General features: G+C 67.1%; 18 protein-coding genes and 2 pseudogenes. 5 read left to right on the top strand and 15 right to left on the bottom strand.

Annotated features, from left to right (window positions below; translation table 11 throughout):
- Nucleotides 1–82: 82 nt before the first annotated feature.
- From iolG to FHG66_RS15125, 6 genes are all read right to left on the bottom strand, one after another.
- Complete coding sequence (iolG, locus tag FHG66_RS15100; RefSeq protein WP_139077900.1) at nucleotides 83–1,087, bottom strand: inositol 2-dehydrogenase; 1,005 nt, start codon at nucleotides 1,085–1,087, stop codon at nucleotides 83–85.
- A gap of 87 nt (nucleotides 1,088–1,174) precedes the next feature.
- The gene (locus tag FHG66_RS15105; RefSeq protein ID WP_139077901.1) at nucleotides 1,175–1,945 is read right to left on the bottom strand and encodes an ATP-binding cassette domain-containing protein; all 771 of its coding nucleotides are present in this window, start codon (nucleotides 1,943–1,945) and stop codon (nucleotides 1,175–1,177) included.
- A 10-nt stretch (nucleotides 1,946–1,955) separates the two neighbouring features.
- The gene (locus FHG66_RS15110) at nucleotides 1,956–3,002 is read right to left on the bottom strand and encodes an ABC transporter permease (RefSeq protein ID WP_139077902.1); all 1,047 of its coding nucleotides are present in this window, start codon (nucleotides 3,000–3,002) and stop codon (nucleotides 1,956–1,958) included.
- A gap of 100 nt (nucleotides 3,003–3,102) precedes the next feature.
- On the bottom strand, nucleotides 3,103–4,005 hold the full coding sequence (locus tag FHG66_RS15115) for a sugar ABC transporter substrate-binding protein (protein WP_139077961.1): 903 nt from the start codon (nucleotides 4,003–4,005) through the stop codon (nucleotides 3,103–3,105).
- Between the two features lie 157 nt (nucleotides 4,006–4,162).
- The gene (locus FHG66_RS15120) at nucleotides 4,163–4,981 is read right to left on the bottom strand and encodes a TIM barrel protein (protein ID WP_246082628.1); all 819 of its coding nucleotides are present in this window, start codon (nucleotides 4,979–4,981) and stop codon (nucleotides 4,163–4,165) included.
- Between the two features lie 160 nt (nucleotides 4,982–5,141).
- Nucleotides 5,142–6,173, bottom strand: a complete 1,032-nt coding sequence (locus FHG66_RS15125) for a LacI family DNA-binding transcriptional regulator (RefSeq protein WP_139077903.1) — start codon at nucleotides 6,171–6,173, stop codon at nucleotides 5,142–5,144.
- A gap of 154 nt (nucleotides 6,174–6,327) precedes the next feature.
- Between FHG66_RS15125 and FHG66_RS22335 the strand changes: the two genes are divergently transcribed.
- The 5 genes and pseudogenes from FHG66_RS22335 to FHG66_RS21925 form a co-directional block, all read left to right on the top strand.
- The gene (locus FHG66_RS22335) at nucleotides 6,328–6,591 is read left to right on the top strand and encodes a hypothetical protein (RefSeq protein WP_246082629.1); all 264 of its coding nucleotides are present in this window, start codon (nucleotides 6,328–6,330) and stop codon (nucleotides 6,589–6,591) included.
- A gap of 15 nt (nucleotides 6,592–6,606) precedes the next feature.
- A pseudogene (locus tag FHG66_RS22765) lies at nucleotides 6,607–7,422 on the top strand (fatty acid desaturase).
- Between the two features lie 109 nt (nucleotides 7,423–7,531).
- The gene (locus FHG66_RS15135; RefSeq protein ID WP_281282946.1) at nucleotides 7,532–7,825 is read left to right on the top strand and encodes a MocE family 2Fe-2S type ferredoxin; all 294 of its coding nucleotides are present in this window, start codon (nucleotides 7,532–7,534) and stop codon (nucleotides 7,823–7,825) included.
- Nucleotides 7,825–8,202: a hypothetical protein gene (locus FHG66_RS21920; RefSeq protein ID WP_218013863.1), complete on the top strand. Its 378-nt coding sequence runs from the start codon at nucleotides 7,825–7,827 to the stop codon at nucleotides 8,200–8,202. The genes FHG66_RS15135 and FHG66_RS21920 overlap by 1 nt, the downstream gene beginning before the upstream one ends.
- A 15-nt stretch (nucleotides 8,203–8,217) precedes the next feature.
- Nucleotides 8,218–8,595: pseudogene (locus tag FHG66_RS21925) on the top strand (3-methyl-2-oxobutanoate hydroxymethyltransferase); the annotation flags it as partial.
- A 31-nt stretch (nucleotides 8,596–8,626) separates the two neighbouring features.
- On the opposite strand, the gene FHG66_RS15145 reads toward FHG66_RS21925, so the two are convergent.
- The 9 genes from FHG66_RS15145 to FHG66_RS15185 form a co-directional block, all read right to left on the bottom strand.
- Nucleotides 8,627–9,274, bottom strand: a complete 648-nt coding sequence (locus FHG66_RS15145) for a fumarylacetoacetate hydrolase family protein (RefSeq protein WP_139077905.1) — start codon at nucleotides 9,272–9,274, stop codon at nucleotides 8,627–8,629.
- A 46-nt stretch (nucleotides 9,275–9,320) separates the two neighbouring features.
- Nucleotides 9,321–9,884 (bottom strand): PqiC family protein, encoded by a 564-nt coding sequence (locus FHG66_RS15150; protein ID WP_139077906.1) that lies wholly within the window; start codon nucleotides 9,882–9,884, stop codon nucleotides 9,321–9,323.
- Nucleotide 9,885: 1 nt separating this feature from the next.
- Entirely contained in the window at nucleotides 9,886–12,264 is a 2,379-nt protein-coding gene (locus tag FHG66_RS15155) for an MlaD family protein (protein ID WP_139077907.1), read from the bottom strand.
- Nucleotides 12,261–12,899 carry a paraquat-inducible protein A gene (locus FHG66_RS15160; RefSeq protein ID WP_425471746.1) on the bottom strand — a complete coding sequence of 213 codons (639 nt, stop codon included), beginning with the start codon at nucleotides 12,897–12,899 and terminating at the stop codon, nucleotides 12,261–12,263. The genes FHG66_RS15155 and FHG66_RS15160 overlap by 4 nt, the downstream gene beginning before the upstream one ends.
- The gene (locus FHG66_RS15165) at nucleotides 12,881–13,519 is read right to left on the bottom strand and encodes a paraquat-inducible protein A (protein WP_139077908.1); all 639 of its coding nucleotides are present in this window, start codon (nucleotides 13,517–13,519) and stop codon (nucleotides 12,881–12,883) included. Before FHG66_RS15165 ends, FHG66_RS15160 begins: the two co-directional genes overlap by 19 nt.
- A gap of 65 nt (nucleotides 13,520–13,584) precedes the next feature.
- Nucleotides 13,585–14,511, bottom strand: a complete 927-nt coding sequence (locus tag FHG66_RS15170; RefSeq protein ID WP_176556272.1) for a metal ABC transporter permease — start codon at nucleotides 14,509–14,511, stop codon at nucleotides 13,585–13,587.
- Between the two features lie 13 nt (nucleotides 14,512–14,524).
- Nucleotides 14,525–15,577: a metal ABC transporter permease gene (locus FHG66_RS15175; RefSeq protein ID WP_139077909.1), complete on the bottom strand. Its 1,053-nt coding sequence runs from the start codon at nucleotides 15,575–15,577 to the stop codon at nucleotides 14,525–14,527.
- A complete protein-coding gene (locus FHG66_RS15180) occupies nucleotides 15,574–16,356 on the bottom strand; it encodes a metal ABC transporter ATP-binding protein (RefSeq protein ID WP_139077910.1) in 783 nt (260 codons plus the stop codon). Before FHG66_RS15180 ends, FHG66_RS15175 begins: the two co-directional genes overlap by 4 nt.
- Nucleotides 16,353–17,315 (bottom strand): metal ABC transporter solute-binding protein, Zn/Mn family, encoded by a 963-nt coding sequence (locus tag FHG66_RS15185; RefSeq protein ID WP_139077911.1) that lies wholly within the window; start codon nucleotides 17,313–17,315, stop codon nucleotides 16,353–16,355. The genes FHG66_RS15180 and FHG66_RS15185 overlap by 4 nt, the downstream gene beginning before the upstream one ends.
- Nucleotides 17,316–17,320: the final 5 nt, after the last annotated feature.

The raw sequence follows: 17,320 nt of genomic DNA on the forward strand, positions 1-17,320 counted from the left end.
GCCCACCTGGGCGCCGTACAGGTCCACCGAAGACCGGCCAATGGTGATGACGTCAAGCGGCTTGGTCATGGGGTCGTCTCCTTCAACCGAGGATCTCGGAAACCTTGACGGCGCGGCCTTCCTGAACCGACTTCAGCGCCGCGTCCGCGAGGGCAAGCGCCTGGAGCCCGTCCTCTCCGGTCGTTGGCGTCACGCCCTTGGAGTTCACGGCCCGGATGAAGCCCGCGATCTCGTTGGCATAGGCCGCGATGTACCGGGTCATGAAGAAATTGAGAAGGGGCGGACGCGTGAAGCCCTGTTCGGTCGCGACCTCGATGTTGGCCTCGCGCATGTTCTCGGCCGACACCGCGCCCTTGGACCCCAAAACCTCGATGCGCTGGTCGTAGCCGTAGGTGGCACGGCGCGAGTTGGTGATGACGGCCTGACGGCCCGAGGCGGTGCGCAGGATGACGTTGACGGAGTCGAAGTCGCCCAAGGTGCCGATTTCCGGGTCGGTGAGGACGGAGGCCTGCGCGACGACGGTCTCGGGCTCCTCGCCCAGGAGCCAGCGGGCCATGTCGAAGTCGTGGATCGTCATGTCGCGGAAGATGCCGCCCGAGCGCTTGATGTAGTCGGCCGGGGGCGCGCCGGGGTCGCGGGAGGAGATGGTGACCATCTCCACGTCGCCGATATGGCCTTCGTCGATGGCGGCTTTCACGGCCATGAAGTCAGGGTCGAACCGGCGATTGAAGCCCACCATCAGGGTCGCGCCCGTGTCCTTGACGACCTTCAGGCAGTCCTGCACGCGCTGCACGGACAGATCGACCGGCTTTTCGCAGAACACGGCCTTGCCGGCGCGGGCGAAGCGCTCGATCAGGTCGGCATGGGTGTCGGTTGGGGTGCAGATGACCACGGCGTCGATGTCGGAGGACTGCTCGATCTGGTCGATGGTCCGGATGTCGCAACCATAGTCGCGGGCCAGCGATTCGGCGGCGGCGGGGATGGCATCCGCCACGGCCACGAGCTCGGCATTGGCGTCGGAGCGGATGGCCCGCGCATGCACCTTGCCGATACGGCCCGCGCCCAGAAGCCCGAATTTCACTGTCATGATAGATCCTTGTTAATGATCGACCCCCGCTTGCGCGGGGGCCAACGCTTCTTGCAGGCCAGGGCCCATGACGGCCCAGGCGAGGGGTCACATCAGGGCGGCGGCTACGTTCTGCGTCTTTACGCCCGTGATGTAGGCCACGATGTCGTTGCCGTCGGTCTCGTCCTTGCGGAGGTTGGCGACGATATGCCCCCGGCGGAAGACCACGATCCGGTCCACGAGGTCGAAGACCTGCCGCAGGTTGTGGCTGATGAGGACGAGCGCGATCCCGCGTGCCTTGAGCGTGCGGATGATGTTCTCGACTTGCGCGGTTTCCTGGACACCAAGGGCGGCCGTGGGTTCGTCCATGATGATCATCTTGGACGCGAAGGTCGCCGAACGGGCGATGGCCACCCCCTGCCGCTGCCCGCCGGACATGCGGCGGATGGCGTAGTCGAGCCGCGGGATGCGGACTCCGGTCGCCTTGAGCCCGTCCTCGGTCGCCTTGCGCATGCCGCGCCGGTCCAGGATCGAGAACGGCCCGAGGTTGAGCAGAATCTTCTCGCGGCCCAGGAACAGGTTCGCGGGTACGTCGAGGTCATCGGCCAGCGCGAGGTTTTGGAACACGCATTCCATCCCGGCCTCGCGGGCGTCGAGCGGCCCCGCGAAGGTCACCTCGTTGCCGTCGAACCAGATGCGGCCAGCGGTGCGCTGCTCCACGCCCGTGATCTGGCGGACGAAGGTCGACTTGCCGGCGCCGTTGTCGCCCACGATGGCGACGTGCTCGCCTTCCTTGACCTCGAAATCCGCGTCCACGAGGGCCTGGATGCCACCGTAGTGCTTTGTGAGACCTTCGGTCTTGAGAACGGTTTTGACCATGTTGGTTTCCTCAGTCCACAATGCCGCGGCGCTTCTGCCGGTAGATGTCGGCCACGACGGCGGCCACGATGATGAAACCCTTGATCATCTCCTGATAGTAGGCATCCACGCGCAGGAAGGTGAAGCCCGAGATGATCACGCCAAAGATCAGCATGCCGATGAAGGTTCCGATGATGGAGCCCCGGCCGCCGATCAGCGACACGCCCCCGATCACCGCCATGGCGATGGCGTCGAGTTCGTACATGACGCCCATGCCCGCCTGAGCGGTCAGGGCCCGCGATCCGGCCACGAGGCCGGCGACGGCGGACAGCATGCCCGCTATGGCATAAACCGTGACGAGGTGACGTTCCACGTTGATGCCGGCCATGCGGGCGGCCGCCGCGTTCGAGCCGATCGCATAGGTATGGCGACCATAAAGCGTGTAGGTCAGCACCAGCTGGAACAGGATGGCGATGCCGGCGAAGATAATGACCGGCATCATGCCCGCGCCGATGGCCGCGAAATCGGCGGTCGGGTTCGACACCGCCTGCCCTTCGGTCCACCATTTGGCCACCCCCCGGGCCGTCACCATCATGCCGAGCGTCGCGATGAACGGCGGGATCTTGGTGTAGGCGATCACGGCGCCGTTGATGAGGCCGGCGAGCAGGCCGAGAAACAGGCCGACGATGATCGGCATGAAAACCGGCAGGTCGACCCAGCCCTGGTTCCAGAACACCGCGTCGGTGAAGTCCTGGCCGTTCCGGGTGCCCATCTGGGCAAAGCTCATGGCGATGATCGCGGTGGCTCCGACGATGGAGCCCGAGGACAGGTCGATACCGCCCGTGATGATCACCTGGGTCACGCCCACGGCGATGATCCCAATGACGGACACCTGCAGGATCATGATCGACAGGCGGGACCAGTTGAAGAGAAAGCTGTCGCCACGGACCATCCACCCGGCGATCTCGAAGATCAGGGCGATGGCGACGAGGCCCAGAAGTGCGTTGAGTTCCATGGGCCAGTTGCGGCGCCGCTGCGGCGCGGCGGCTCGGCCGGGATTGATTGCGAGTTCGGCCATGGGGATCTGCTCCTGCCGGTTTGGGGTTGTGCGGCGGGGCGACCTAGGGGCCGCCCCACTTCTCCGGGCGCCCTCGGGGGCCCGGGCTTGGAGAACGGCCTCAGTTCGCCGTCATGTAATCCTGCAGGTTCTCGGGCGTGACGAGCTGGAAGGGGATGTAGACCTTCTGCTCGACCGCTTCCCCGCCGGCCAGCGCGAGCGCAGCGTTGACAGCCCCCCGGCCCTGCCCCGCTGCGTCCTGGAACACCGTCACGTCGAGGTCGCCGGCCTGCATGGCCGCAAGCGCGTCCTGGGTGGCGTCGATGCCGGCGACGACGACGGAGTCCATCGCGATGCCCGCCGACTTGAGAGCTTGGATCGCGCCGATCGCCATCTCGTCGTTGTTGGCGACTACGGCGTCATACTCCACGCCCGCCGTGATCCAGTTCGCCATGAGGTCGGCGCCCTGCTGACGCTGCCAGTTACCCGTCTGCTCCTCGACGATCTTCATGAACGAACAGTCGGGGGTGGCGGCGGTGTCATGGATCATCTGGGTCCGCACCACGGCGCCCTGGTTCGACAGCTCGCCCTGCAGGACCAGCAGGTTGGCTTGCGGCGCGCCGTTCTCCTTCAACAAGCGGCAGACCTCGGTGGCCTGCAGCGTGCCGGCTTCGGTCTCGTCGGAGGCGACGAAAGCCTGGTTGTCGGGCAGCGTGTCGATGTTGATGGGCTGGCGGTTGACGTAGACGAGCGGAATGCCAGCGGCGGCAGCGGCGTCGGAGATGGCCTGGGTGGCCGAGGTATCCACGGCGTTGACGACGATGGCATCCACGCCAGCTGCGATGAAGTTCTCGATCTGGTTGAGCTGCTTGCCGACGTCATCCTCGGCGTCTTCGATCTGGAGGTCCACACCGTCCAGCGTTTCGGCATGCTCGACCATGCCGTTGCGCAGCACGGTCAGGAAGTTGTCGTCGAACGCGGACATCGAGACGCCGACGGTCTTGGTGCCGCCGGCCGAGGACATGACGCCGACGAATCCCGCGGTCACGCCGACGACTCCCGCGGCCAAGAGGATCTTCTTATTCACTGCTGGACCTCCAAATGCGGCGCCCGGCTACGCCGCCTGTCGTATGTGGGCCGGAAGGTCCCCTGGGCGGGGACCTCAATGCGTGCGGCCCGGCTCAGGCCGCTTGGGCGGAGAGCCGGGCGGCGATGATGTCCATGGAGCGGCGCAGTGCGCCGACCGGGTCGGCCGCAGCATGGACCTCGGGGGCGAAGCACTCGAAGCTGACGGGTCCCCGCCAGCCCGCAGCCTGAAGCGCCGCCAGTTGATCGAGGTTGCCGAGCCGGTCCGCGCCGTCCACCAGGACCCGATGCCGGTCGGCCATATCCTCCACGGCAAGGCCGGGCTCGACCACGCCAAAGACATGCACGACGCCCGTATGGGCGGGCCAGAGCGGACCACCCCCGGCCAGGTGGTGGTGGAAGGTGTCGTGCACCAGCCGGAAGCGCCCGGTGGCGTCCAGCGCCTCGATCGCCTCAACGGCCTCGGCCTTGTGCCGCAGCGCGCAGATCGGAAAGCCCAGCGGCTCCACCAGCCCGATCAGGTCGTGATCCTCGAGCATGGGCTTGAGTTCGAGCAGCGCGAGACGCAGGTTGGCCTGCCTTTCGCCGTTGCCCATCCCGCCATTGTCGTTGCGCGGGATGAGGGCCACGGCCTCGGCCCCGCAGGCACGCGCGGCACGCATCAACGCTTCCGCTTCGGCCCGCCGCTCAGGGCCCCAGTCGTTGAAGCGCTTGACCTCGGCCAGGGCCAGGATGCGGAGGCCCTTCTCCTTGGCAAGGTCGCCCGCCGCTTCGGGTGCGAGGCCGTCGAACAGGGGGCCGGGAAGGTCGTTGCGGACCTCCACCCCGATGCAGCCCAGGGCCTTGGCCGTATCCAGAAGGCCCAGATAGGGCATCCGTGCCAGCGTCATGTGGTTAATAGCGAAATCAGGCATTCCGATCACGCTCCCGCGCGGCGGCACCGTTGATCGGCGCCCCTTTTCCGGCGTCGGTCCAAGGGTCCCCTGAAGCCGAATGATGCGGACCGCCAACTCGGAGCGCGGTCGAATGCGACATCCCTGCTATGTTGGCCCTCAGGCTCATGACATGATCCCATCAAACAGACTCGGGCAGGATCAACTCCGGTCGGAGGAAGTGCTGCCCCGCCACCTCCGAGGGTCCGGCCTTTGCCGCTTCTGCCATGAGACGAACCAGATCGTCGCAGAGCTGGGGAAGCGGCGTGGCGATAACCATTGTTACGAACCCGTCAACCAATCCACCTCGGGATTGGGGCGTGAGTTCGTTCACAACAAGGCAAACCTCGCTTGGCTTGCGAACTTCCCGCACGGCGGCGATGGTGCCCTCCATCCTGCCGCCCGCCACGTAGATCCCCCGCAACTCCGGGTGGCGGGCAAGCAGGTCGAGCGTGGCCTCATAGGTGAGCTGACGGGTCTCAAGGTTCGCCAATGTATCGAGAATCTGAAACCGGGGGGCGTATTCCCGGAACCAGCTTCGGAAACCAGCCTCGCGCAGTTCGTGCCCATGCCAGCGGTGCCCGCCGACGAAGACCGCGACCTTGCCCGGCCCGCGCGCAGCCATCCCTATCAGCGATGCCGCGATCCGGCCGACCTTGAGGTTGTTCAGCCCAAGGTAGTTCTGCCGCACTCCCGGTGCGAAGTCGTTAAGAAGTGCGAAGGTCGGAATGCCCTCGGCCTTGAGAGTCGCCACGACGTCCGTGACATCCGGATGCGTGACGGCACTCGCCGCAATGACATCGGCCCGTCCTCTCATTCCTTGCATCAGCGCGACGAAGTCGGCCGGCGACTGTGAAGTAGCGAACTCGATGACAGGCTTGACCCGGAGGCCCGTCGCGCGGGCCGCTGCGGCCTCCAGCTCTGCAGCGAGGTTCTGATAAAAGACCTCACGTTCCTTGTGCAGAACCACCCCCATCCGCAGCACGGGAAGGTCGGCCTGCAACCTTTGAGCGTTAAGGGGCGCTGCGTGGTAGCCGATCCGGCGCGCGGCATCGTAGACGCGACGAGCCGTTTCCTCCCGCACCTGCTCGCGGCCATTGAGAACGCGGTCAACGGTCGCCTGGCTGACTCCGGCGGCCTTGGCCACATCCTGTATTGTCGGGCGACGCGCCATGAACTGGGCCCCCTGATGTGTTTACCTCATCCTAGCATCGAATCTGCGAGGTCCGCTGACGAATTGTCGAGCAGGATCGTTGGAGAGCCCCGAATCGTCCGGCAAAGCAACCGCACTGGATCGGTGGGCAGCCGTGGGCAGAAGGAGGAGAGGCATGGCGAAGCGGAACTACAGTCTGCTCGGACCCGATGGGCAGCGGGCAGTCGAAAGCGGATTAGCCGCTGCGGAGCGGTACCACACCGAGGTTCCGCGCAAGGCCATGAAGGAGCTGATGCAGCGCAGGGACGGCCCAGCCCTTCGGGACACGGCGATTTGGCTGGGCAGCATGATCGCTCTGGCCGGAGTTGCCATCGCGCTTTGGGTGGACGGGCACCCCTGGCCGTCCGTGCCGTTCTGGCTGGCCTATGGCGTCCTTTAAGGGTCGGCGTCGGATTTGCGCTGGCACGAGACGCAGCACGGGACGGCCTTCAAGACCCCCTGGATGAACGAGTGGGTGTACCAGATCGCCTGCTTCATGATCGTGCGGAACCCGCATTCCTGGCGTTCGTCCCATGCGAGTCACCACACCGACACCTACATCGTCGGGCGTGACCCCGAGATCGCGATCATGCGCCCGCCCGAGATGGCCAAGCTGGTGGCGAGTTTCTTCGGCCTCCTCGATGCCTGGAACGGCTGGGGCCGCATGCTGCTGAACGCGACCGGCCGCCTCCATCCCGAGGAGGCCACCTACATCCCCGAATCCGAGAAGCCCAAGGTCGTCCGAGTCGCCCACATCTGGGTCGTCCTATAGGCTGGGACCATCGCGCTCGCGCTGGCGACCGGTTCGATCCTGCCGCTCCTCGTTGTGGGCCTGCCCCGCTTTTATGGCGCCTGGCATCACGTCATGACGGGGTTGCTGCAGCACGGCGGGCTGGCGGATAACGTCATCGACCATCGGCTGAACTCGCGGTCCGTGTACATGAACCCGATCAGTCGGTTCATCTACTGGAACATGAACTACCACGTGGAGCATCACATGTTTCCCATGGTGCCTTATCACGCCCTGCCCCGGCTCCACGAGATCATCAAGCACGACATGCCCGCGCCGAACCGGTCCATCGCCGAGGCGTTCCGCGAGGTGTGGCCGGCCCTGAAGGGGCAACTTCGCTACGAGGACCATTTCATCAAGCGCGAGCTGCCGGCGACGGTCAAACCCTACCGCCAGGATTTCCACGTCAGTGCGCTCGGTGGCGCGGTCGCCGCGGAATGACGGACGGCACGGTCGCCTGCCCCGCACTGGAACACAACGCCGGCCGGGTCCCGCGCCTGGCCGAACCAAGAGACGCCCACCAAGAAAGGGATCAGAGATGCCACAGTAGATCGACGCGTACGCGACCGACGACGAGGACGTGATGCGCTGGGATCACGGCGGCAAGACCTATGCCCTGTACCAAAGCCCCGACGGCGAGTTCTTCTGCACGGACGGTCTATGCACTCACGAGAACGTCCACCTCGCGGGCGGGTTGGTGATGGATTACGTGATCGAGTGCCCCAAGCACAACGGGCAGTTCGACTATCGCACCGGGCAGGCCAAGCGTGCACCCGTCTGCGTGAACCTGCGGACCTATCCCGCCCGCGCCGAGGGCGGGCGCGTGCTCGTGCAGGTGGATTGATGGGGCCATCGCAGCGCTGGACAGTCGCGGACCTGTGCGCCGCGAGAGGGCGGCACAAGTTCGTCATGCTGCGCGTGGAAACGATGGACGAGGCCGAGGCGGCGGAGAAGGCAGGCGTGGAACTGCTATCTGTACCGCCATCGATGATCATGGACCGGCGTTTCAGCGAAGTGGCGCCCAAGACTTTCGCTATTCCGGGGGACAATTTCTACAAGATCGGGGACACCTCAGATTTGCTGCGATGGGCGTTCCCGCTTTACCGCGACGGCGCGGACGCAGTCTACTGTTCGGGGTCGCTCAGGACTGTGCGGGCGCTCAGCGAGAACGACATCGCGGTCTGCGGGCATGTCGGCCTCGTGCCGTCCAAGCGGACCTAGACGGGCGGCTTCAAGGCCTTGGGCAAGACGCTCGACAGCGCCAAGCTGCTCTCGGAGCAGTGCAAGGTCCACGAGGACGCAGGGGCGTTCGCCAAGGAGATCGAAGTGGTGCCCCAGCAGATCACCGAAGCCATCGCGGAACGGACGAGCCTGTTCATGATCTCGATGTGCGGGGGAGCCAAGGGGCACGCGCAATACCTGTTCACGGACGACGTGCTGGGGCAGACAGCAGGCAAGGTGCCGCGTCATGCCAAGGTTTGTGCCGACTTCCGCTCGGAGCAGGAACGGCTGCAAACCATGCGGATCGAAGCCATGCGCGCCTTTGCCGATGACGTGCATGGCGGCGCTATCCGTCCGACAGCTACGTGGTGGGCGCCGAGACCGAGGTCGTAGCGAAACTTCGCGACTGGCTCGGGTCGAACGGCTAGGCGATCCGCAGCGTCACGGGGGGCACGCCGTCCAGCATGCCCTCCAGACGGTCACCGGGCACCACCGGGCCGACCCCGGCGGGCGTGCCGGTCATGATCAGGTCGCCAGGCCCTGGGCTGTAGAGGCCCCGAACATGGCCGAGCAGGGCATCGATGCCATGCACCATCTGGGACAGAGGAGCCTCTTGCCGCGTCACTCCGTTCACCGTCAGGGCCAGCACCGCCTGGGGGTCGGGTCGTCCCCGCACGAGCGGCCCCACGATGGCCGAGCCCTCGAAATCCTTGGCGGTGTCCCAAGGCTTTCCCGCGGCCTTGGCCTTGGCCTGCAGGTCGCGCCGGGTCATGTCGAGGCCCACGCCGAAACCCCATACGTCGCCCCCCTCACCCAGAGCGAGCACGAGCTCGACTTCGTGATGCAGGTCCTGCGTGCCCGGAGGATAGGGCAGGATGCCGTCCGAGGGGATCAGCGCGAAGGCGGACTTGGTGAACCAGAACGGCGCCTCGCGGTCCACTTGGTTGCCCATCTCGGCCGCATGGGCCTCGTAGTTGCGACCCACGCAGAAGATGCGGGCGACGGGGTAGACCAGATCCGAGCCGGTCACCGGCAAGACCGGAAGCAGGCGCGGCGGGAATGCGTGTGTCATGGCACCATCCTTGTCCAACCTGAGTTCCCCACGACGCTTTTCCCGATCAGCGCAGGCCGTTGGCCGCGATCTCCTGCGCGAGTGCCAGGGTCGCCTGTCCGCGCGCGGCGGCGATGGCGGCCGGTCCGGCCTCGGGCGGCAGAGGGATGCTGACCCGGAACTCCCGCGCACGGTCGCGCCCCGAGCCGTCCTGCGAGGCCACGAAGAACTGCCCGCGCATGAGGAAGACGCCCGACGCGTCGGCCACGATCTCGGCCACGCGCACATCGACCTGAGCCTCGGCTGGCTCCTCGAAGGGCCAGGGCTCGGGTGCCACGCGGGCCCCGGTCACCGCGCCCAGCGCACGGGCGAGGTCCAGCGTCACGGCGCGCGCCGGATCGTCAGCCCACTGGGCGCGAGCCACCTGGGTCAGCGCGTTTCCGGGCACCTGAACGAAGATCTCGGCGCCCTCGGCATATTCCGGGAGGGAGACGTCCAGCAGTTCCACAGTGGAAAAGGCGATACCGATCCGCTCCTGCGGGACAGCAAGCGGCACGGTGAAGCGCAAGGGCCGCGGACCGCAGGCCGCCAGGAGAGCGAAGGTCACCAGGACCAAGGGACGGAGCGTCATGTCAGTCTCCGAAGATGAGGGAGTTGGGGTCGCGTTCGATTGCTTGCGCGAGGTCGGCGATGGCACCGGCCGCTTCCGCCACATCGCGGATGGCAGCCTGGGCCTCGCGCACGATGCCTGACGACTGGTCGAAGCCCTGGAGCGTCACGGCGGCTTGATCGAGCAACCCGCTTGCCCGTTCGACAAGAGCGGGAAGGCTGTCGGCGGCGCGGCGGGCTGCTTCGAGGGTGGCGTTGGCGTTGGTCACAACCCCGCCTTCGCGTACCTCGCGGAGGATGGCCTCGACTTCCGACAGGGCGGCCGAGAGATCGGCGGGAAGCGCCTGGGTGCTGTCAGATGAGACCAGGGTGTTGGCGCTGTCCGCCAGCGTCGTCAACTCGGCCACGAGCGCCTCGACCGGCAGGTCGTTCGCCTTGGCTACAAGAGCGTCGATCCGTTCGACGATTTGCGGCAGCCCCTCGGCGGAGGTCTGGATGGAGCGTGCGGCCCCTTCGGCGGCCGTGATCGCCGAAGACAGCCGAAGCCCGAGTTCCCCTTCGTCAAGATCGGCAAGGATCGCGCGCGCCTGGGACAGGGTGGCTCCGGCCTCCTCGGTCAGGGTGCCAAGCTGGGTGGGCAGGCTCTGGAGGCCGGGCTGCGCCAGCAGCGCCCGAGCGTCCGTCGAGAGGCCGGTGACCTCGGCCAGCAGTTCCTCGACCGGCAGGTTCTCGGCCTTGGCGGCCACGGCTTCGAGCCGCGTCACGAGTTGGGGCACGCCCTCCGTCGCCTCGCTGACGCGCTGAAGAGCCAGGTTGGCCGAGTCGACGGCAGCCAGGACGCGGTTCGTGACGTTCTGCTCGCGCAGGCTTGTCAGGAGCGTGCTCAGCTCCGTGACCGCGGTGTTGATCTCGCCCAGCGTCTCCCCCAGCTGCTCTGGCAACTCCTGGACTTCGGGCGAGTTGGTCACGTTGCGCAGATCGCCCAGCAGCGCACCGACTTGCCCGGGGACGGCCTGCGTCTCGGGCGAACCTACGAGAAGAGAGGCGTTGTCGAGGAAGCCTATGGCCGAGTCGAGCAGCTGCTCAATGGGCAGGTTCGCCACGCGGGTCAGGACGTCCTGCGCCTGGCCGGCAACGTCCGAGATGTCGGCCTCGATGGACGGCACCTGCGGATAGGGCAAGGCCGCGATGTCGATCTCGGCCGGCGGAGCGTCCGCCACGGTGACGAGCTGGACCTTGAGGCCACCAAGCAGGCTTGCGGTCGCGAGCTGCGCGCGCAACCCTTCGGTGACCCGCTGCTGGAGCGCGCCCAGCACCTCGTTCCGCCCTTCCTCGCCCTCAAGGCCGAGGCGGGCCGGCTGGATGGCGACGACCGCCTGGAGATGCACCTCATCGTCGCCGAACCGCTCGGGGTCGAGGAGGCCGTCCACGTCCGTCACTTCCCCGATCCGGAAGCCGTCGAGCTCCACGGGAGCGCCAACCGTCAGGCCTGCGATGTTCCCCGAGAAAACAACCAGCAACTCGAGCACCGGAGAGTTCGGGTCGGTGTAGATCGAATCACGGGCATAGGACTCGTACAGGAAGGCCTCGAACACGTCGCCATCTTTGGCCGGCAGGGCCCCGGACACGAAGGTGTCGAAGGCAAGCCCGCCGACGATCAGGGACGACAGGCTGTCGAAGTCCACCTCGGCCCCGGCTGAACCCACCGACAGCGAGAAACCCGAGGCATCCCAGAACACCGTGGCCTCGGTCACGAGGCGGTCGTAGGGCTCGAAGATCACCGCGGGCGCGGTGACGGAGATTCCGTCCTCTCCGACGACGGGATCACCCACCTGCCCCACGGTCACGCCTTTGTAGATGAGAGGCGACGCGGAGGTCAGCGTCCCGTCGGTGGAACGGAGCGTGAATTCAAGCCCTTCCTGCCCCGCGGCCAAGAGCGGCGGGTTGCTCTGCCCCTGGTAGCGCTCCTGCGGCTGGCCGCGCTGGTTGTCCCAACGGCCTTCGATGAAGACGCCCGACAAGACCGTCTCGAGCCCGGTGATCCGCTGGGTCGTGATCTCGGGCCGCACGACCCAGAACTGCGCGTTCTCGTCGACATACGGCGCCACGTCGGGGTCGATGCGCACGGACACGAGCACCCGGTCCAGGTCGGTGGTGAACTGCACCCGCTCCACGAGGCCGACGGTCACGTTGCGGAACCGTAGCTCGGTCTCGCGGGCGACCACGCCGGCGGCGTCGTCGAACTCGATCTGGATGAGGGGACCCTGGTCGACGAAGTTCTGCCACGCCACCCCCACCGCAATGGCAAGGGCGGCAAGCGGAACCAGCCAGATGACCGACACGCGTTCCCAAAGGCTTCTCCGGGTGGAGGTCACGGGGATCGGGGGAGCCTGATCGGTCATGCGTGCGTGCGGGCTTCGGCCTCAATGCCGTCCCAGATCATGCGGGGGTCGAAAGCCTGGGCCGAGAGCATCGTGAAGATCACCGAAAGCGCGAAGGCGAGAGAGGCGGAGCCAGGGTCTATGTTGGCCACCACGTTGAGTTGCACCAGCGACGCGAGGATCGCAACCACGAACACGTCGATCATGGACCAGCGCCCGATGTATTCGACGATCTCGTAAAGCCGCATCCGCAATTCCGGCGATGTCCGCGAACCACCGCGGACCGACATCGCCAGAAACGCGATGCAGACGAACTTGGCGATGGGGATGCCGACGCTCGCCACCAGGATGATGATGGAGATGCCCACATTGCCGTCGAGCAGCAGCTCCACCGCGCCGCCGATGATCGTGCTTTCCTGCACGGTGAAGAGCGTGCGGGTGTTGAGCATGGGCCAGACATTCGCGGGAATGTAGGCCATGACGCCCAGGGCCCACCACGCCCAGACCCGGCTGATGCTCTTGGGATCGCGGGACACCAGACGACTGCCGCAGCGCCCGCAGCGCGGCGTTCCCATGGTCCAGACTCGGGCGCAGCGGCGGCAGGCCACAAGACCCGCATCGCGAGCGGTGAGACGGGTTAGTTCGGGCTGATGGATCGCCACACCGACCACCGGTCAACGAGTTGGTCCTGCGCGACCGTGACGACCACGAGCCCGGCGAACATCCAGAACGCCGCACCCAGGGTCACCTGCGCGAGATCGGCAATCTTCACGAGGCTCACGGCACAGCCGATGGCAAAGATCTCGGCCATGGACCAGGGACGCATGGCCTCGGCCAGCCGGAAGGCGCGGCCGGCCAGGGGACGCGGCGGGCGGTCGAAGACGATGGGCACAAGCGTGTAGAGCGTGAGCATCGCCCGGAGCAGCGGCAGGACCACGATGGCCACCGTCACGGCCAGCGAGACGACGACCAACGGCCCTCCGACAAAGCTTGTGGCGACGTTCCACAGCGTCGCCTCCTGCCAAAGGCCGCGCGCCTCGATCCGCAGGAACGGGAACCAGAGCGCGCCGATCACCAGGACCACCGCCGTCAAGGCCAAGGCGATGATCGCCATCCCTGCGTGGCGGCGAGGCGAGATCAGCACGGTATGGCAGCGTGCACAGGCCGCGCGCTGCCCTGGCGGCACCTCGGCCGCACGGTAAAGCGCATCGCATTCGGGGCAGGCGATCAGCCCGTCCAGCGTTGTCCCGGCGATGAGGATGGTCCCGTCCGGCATGGCCCTGCCCTGGTTGCTGCTGTCAGCACTTAAGTCCTCGGACGCCCAAGGCCAAGCGGAACGCGTCACGCCTCTGGCAAAGCCTCGCGGCGATGGCGGCGCGGACCAAAGGCGGCGGCGAGGAGGAGACCCAGGCCCGAGACCACCGCGATCATGCCCGCGGCGCTGACCGAGTGCTGCCCGCCCAGCCACAACGGGCCGTAGCCCGCCAGAACATAACCCAGAATGGCCGCCAGCGCGGCGATCACCGCACTGAGGCCAACCTGCGTCCAGAGACGGTCGGTCAAGAGGCGCGCGGTGGCTGGCGGGACGACGAACATCGCGATGACGATGATCGCACCCACGGCCTGGAAGGCGGTGACGGCCGAGGCGGCCGAGAGAGCCACGAGCCCCAGACTCAACAATGACGGCCGCTGCCCGGTCGCGCGGGCAAACCCCTCGTCGAAGGTCGAGGCGACCAAGGGACGACGCAGGACGGCAAGGAACAGGATGGCGGCCGTCATGGCTAGCGCCATTCGAAACAGTTCGGGCGGCAGCGCCGCAAGCGCCGCGGGGTCGAGCAACGAGCCCCAACCCGTCGCGTCGAACCAGATGAGGGACTCCAGGTTGCCCATCAGAGCATGCTCCACGTCGAGGTGGACGCCCGACGCGCCCGTCGTCTCGAGGAGGAGCACGCCGGCCGCGAACATCGAGGTGAAGACCGTTCCCATCGCGGCCCCCGGCTCGACCCGGCCGAGGCGACGGACGGTCTCGATGAGAAGGACGGCGAGGAGAGCGGAGGCCATGGCCCCCAGCATCATCGGGCCGGCAGACACGGTGCCGGTGAGGAGGAAGCCCACCACGATCCCGGGCAGGACGACATGGGATACCGCGTCGCCCAGTAGGGCCTGCCTGCGAAGGAGCAGGAAGTTCCCCGGCAGCGCGCAGGCGACCGCGGCGCAGATTCCGATCAGGATCGGAGAAAGCGAAAGCTGGACAAACTCGGTTCCCATCAGCCTGGCCCCATCAGACTGGTCCCCGATCCAGTGCAGCCAGCCGGTCGGGCGGCAAAAGCGCGGACAGCGGCGTGCGGCCGTCATCTTCGTCTATGAGGGGCGAGGTCGGCTCCATGTGTCGGAGGGCAATCCACCGCGCTGCCTCGGAGGGATCGAGCCGACCGGATGAGGAGCGGGCGGCAACTGCGCGAGCCACGACTCCGCGTCGGGGCGCCAGAAAGAGGGACAGGGCGAAAATGGTCGCCGCCACCAACACCACGAGCGGCCCGGCCGGCAGGCCGGGCGCTGCGGCCGACAGGGCCGTCCCGAGCCAGCCCGACAATCCCCCAATCAGCGCCGCGACCCAGAACATAACGCTCGTCCGGTCCGTCCAGAAGCGCGCGGCGACCGCCGGAATGATCAGGAGAGCCACGACCAGGACGATCCCCACGATCCTGAGCCCGGCGACGGTCACGAACAGCACCAGAATCATTCCGATGCGGTCCACGCGAACGACATCGATGCCGGTGGCCGTCGCGAAGCCTTCATCGAAGGCGACGATGGTCATGGGCCGGCGCAGGACCCAGATCACGGCCCCGGCGACCAGCCCTCCGGCTGCAATGGTCAGCGCATCCGCCCGGAGCATCCCGGCGGTGGAGCCAAGCAGGAAACCCTCGAGCCCCGCCTGCTGGCCGGCGGACATGGTTTGGATCACCGTCAGAAGCACGACCCCCGCCCCGAACGTCACCGACAGGACAGCGCCGATGGCTGCATCCTCGGGCAGGCGCGTGCGAGCAGTGAGCCGGTCCACGGCCAGAAGCCCGAGCAGCGCCGTTCCCGCCGCCCCGACCATCAGCCCCCAGAGCGCCCGCCCTTCCCCGCCGAGCCCTACCATCGCCAGGAAAGCCAGGGCGACGCCCGGCAGAGTCGCATGGGCCATCGCATCAGCCACCAGGGCCCGCTTGCGCAACACCATGAAGGTGCCCGCGGCCCCGGCTGCGAGACCAAGGAGCATGGCCCCGACCGACACGAGCGCGGCGTTATAGCCGGTCCGCAGGAGCAGCGCGTCGAGGAAGGCGCTCATCGGATGGCGGCAAGTTGCGCCACCGACAGGCGGCCGCCGTAGGTTGCCTGGAGATTCCGGTCGGTGAGGACGAGGTCCACCGGCCCCTCGGCCAGCACGCGGCGGTTCAGAAGCAGGAGCCGGTCGAAGTAGTCGGCCACCGTGGACAGATCGTGGTGAACGCAGACCACGGACTTTCCTTCGTCCCGAAGCGACTTGAGAACGCTCATGATCGTGGCTTCGGTGGCCGCATCCACACCGGCGAAAGGCTCGTCCAATAGGAACAGGTCGGCCCCCTGCGCCAACGCGCGGGCCAGGAACACCCGTTGCTGCTGGCCGCCGGAGAGTTGCCCGATCTGGCGCCGCGCGAGGTCGAGCGTCCCGGTGCGATCGAGCGCGGCTTCGGCACGGGCGCGGTGGTGCGGCCTCACGCGGCCCAGCAGTCCCAGTTCGCGATGCAGGCCCATCATCGCCACATCCAGCACGCGCACAGGAAAATCCCAGTCCACGGAGGCCCGCTGCGGCACATAGGCCAGGCGGTGCCGCATCCGCGTCAGCGGCTGGCCGAAGACGGTCACGTCACCGGTCTGCCTGGGGACCAGGCCCAGCACCGCCTTCATCAGGGTGGACTTGCCAGCGCCGTTCGGCCCTACGATGGCCGAGAGCGTGCCGGGCACGATCGTGACGTCCGCGTCGATGACGGCCGGCTTGCCGCCATAGCTTGCGGAGAGCCCGCGCACGGCCAAGGGGCTGTCCGCCAGGGCGGGCAAGGATTCGGGAAAGCGGCCGACGGCGTTCATGACTGTGCTCCGAGTTGCCCGATCCGCCCGCCCTGTGGCGCAGTGCCGCCTAGGGCGCGGGCGACAAGCGTCACGTTATGGTCGATCATCCCGAGATAGGTGCCCTCGTAAGTTCCGGCCTCCCCCATCGCGTCCGAGAAGAGCTGACCGCCGATGACCACCTCGTGCCCTCGGGCGGCGGCACCTTCGAGCAGGGCGCGCAGTCCGCGGTCGGACACGGAGCTTTCGACGAAGACCGCCCGGATTCGCCGTTCCACCAACAGGTTCACGAGCGCCTCGATGCGGGCCACTCCGGCCTCGCTTTCGGTGGAGATGCCCTGGATACCTTGAACCTCGAAGTCGAAGGCGCGGCCGAAATACTTGAAGGCATCGTGGGCGGTCACGAGCACCCTTTGCTCTGCCGGGACGGTGGCGAGCACCTCTTGCGCATAGGCGCCAAGTGCCGCGAGTTCCAACTGCCAGGGGCCAAGGGCAGCCTCGACGGCGGCGCCGGCCCCGTTGGCCAGCAGGGCCTCCGCGATGGTGTCGGACACGATGGACCAAAGGCTCGGGTCCATCCACACATGGGGATCGAACCGGTCGGGATACTGGTCGTGCCCAAGGAGCCGGTCGTGAGGCAGCGAGTCCGCCACGGCAACCACCGGCTTTCGGGAGGCCAGATCGCCGAAGAAGTCCTCCATCTGAGCCTCGAGGAACAGGCCGTGCCAGAGGGTCAGGTCGGCGTTGATCAAGGCCACGATGTCCGACCGGGTCTGCCGATAGGAATGCGGATCGACCCCCGGCCCCATCAAGGCCCGGACGGCAACGCTCTCGGCGCCAAGGACCCGCGTGGTGTCGGCAATCATCCCGGTCGTCGCCACGACATCCCGCACGGCCTGCGCATGGGCCAGGCGAGGCGCGAGAGGAACGGTCGCGAGGCCCATGAGCACGGACCTGCGACGCAACGGGGCGGGCGGCATCCTGT

The organism is Rubellimicrobium rubrum, from assembly GCF_006152115.1.
GTDB lineage: Bacteria > Pseudomonadota > Alphaproteobacteria > Rhodobacterales > Rhodobacteraceae > Rubellimicrobium > Rubellimicrobium rubrum.

Coding starts and splice junctions, on each gene's coding strand:
- iolG (WP_139077900.1), bottom strand. CDS start 1,087: ATGACAGTGAAATTCGGGCTTCTGGGCGCGGGCCGTATCGGCAAGGTG.
- FHG66_RS15105 (WP_139077901.1), bottom strand. CDS start 1,945: ATGGTCAAAACCGTTCTCAAGACCGAAGGTCTCACAAAGCACTACGGT.
- FHG66_RS15110 (WP_139077902.1), bottom strand. CDS start 3,002: ATGGCCGAACTCGCAATCAATCCCGGCCGAGCCGCCGCGCCGCAGCGG.
- FHG66_RS15115 (WP_139077961.1), bottom strand. CDS start 4,005: ATGTCCTCGGCCGGCGGCACCAAGACCGTCGGCGTCTCGATGTCCGCG.
- FHG66_RS15120 (WP_246082628.1), bottom strand. CDS start 4,981: ATGCCTGATTTCGCTATTAACCACATGACGCTGGCACGGATGCCCTAT.
- FHG66_RS15125 (WP_139077903.1), bottom strand. CDS start 6,173: ATGGCGCGTCGCCCGACAATACAGGATGTGGCCAAGGCCGCCGGAGTC.
- FHG66_RS22335 (WP_246082629.1), top strand. CDS start 6,328: ATGGCGAAGCGGAACTACAGTCTGCTCGGACCCGATGGGCAGCGGGCA.
- FHG66_RS21920 (WP_218013863.1), top strand. CDS start 7,825: ATGGGGCCATCGCAGCGCTGGACAGTCGCGGACCTGTGCGCCGCGAGA.
- FHG66_RS15145 (WP_139077905.1), bottom strand. CDS start 9,274: ATGACACACGCATTCCCGCCGCGCCTGCTTCCGGTCTTGCCGGTGACC.
- FHG66_RS15150 (WP_139077906.1), bottom strand. CDS start 9,884: ATGACGCTCCGTCCCTTGGTCCTGGTGACCTTCGCTCTCCTGGCGGCC.
- FHG66_RS15155 (WP_139077907.1), bottom strand. CDS start 12,264: ATGACCGATCAGGCTCCCCCGATCCCCGTGACCTCCACCCGGAGAAGC.
- FHG66_RS15165 (WP_139077908.1), bottom strand. CDS start 13,519: ATGCCGGACGGGACCATCCTCATCGCCGGGACAACGCTGGACGGGCTG.
- FHG66_RS15170 (WP_176556272.1), bottom strand. CDS start 14,511: ATGGGAACCGAGTTTGTCCAGCTTTCGCTTTCTCCGATCCTGATCGGA.
- FHG66_RS15175 (WP_139077909.1), bottom strand. CDS start 15,577: ATGAGCGCCTTCCTCGACGCGCTGCTCCTGCGGACCGGCTATAACGCC.
- FHG66_RS15180 (WP_139077910.1), bottom strand. CDS start 16,356: ATGAACGCCGTCGGCCGCTTTCCCGAATCCTTGCCCGCCCTGGCGGAC.
- FHG66_RS15185 (WP_139077911.1), bottom strand. CDS start 17,315: ATGCCGCCCGCCCCGTTGCGTCGCAGGTCCGTGCTCATGGGCCTCGCG.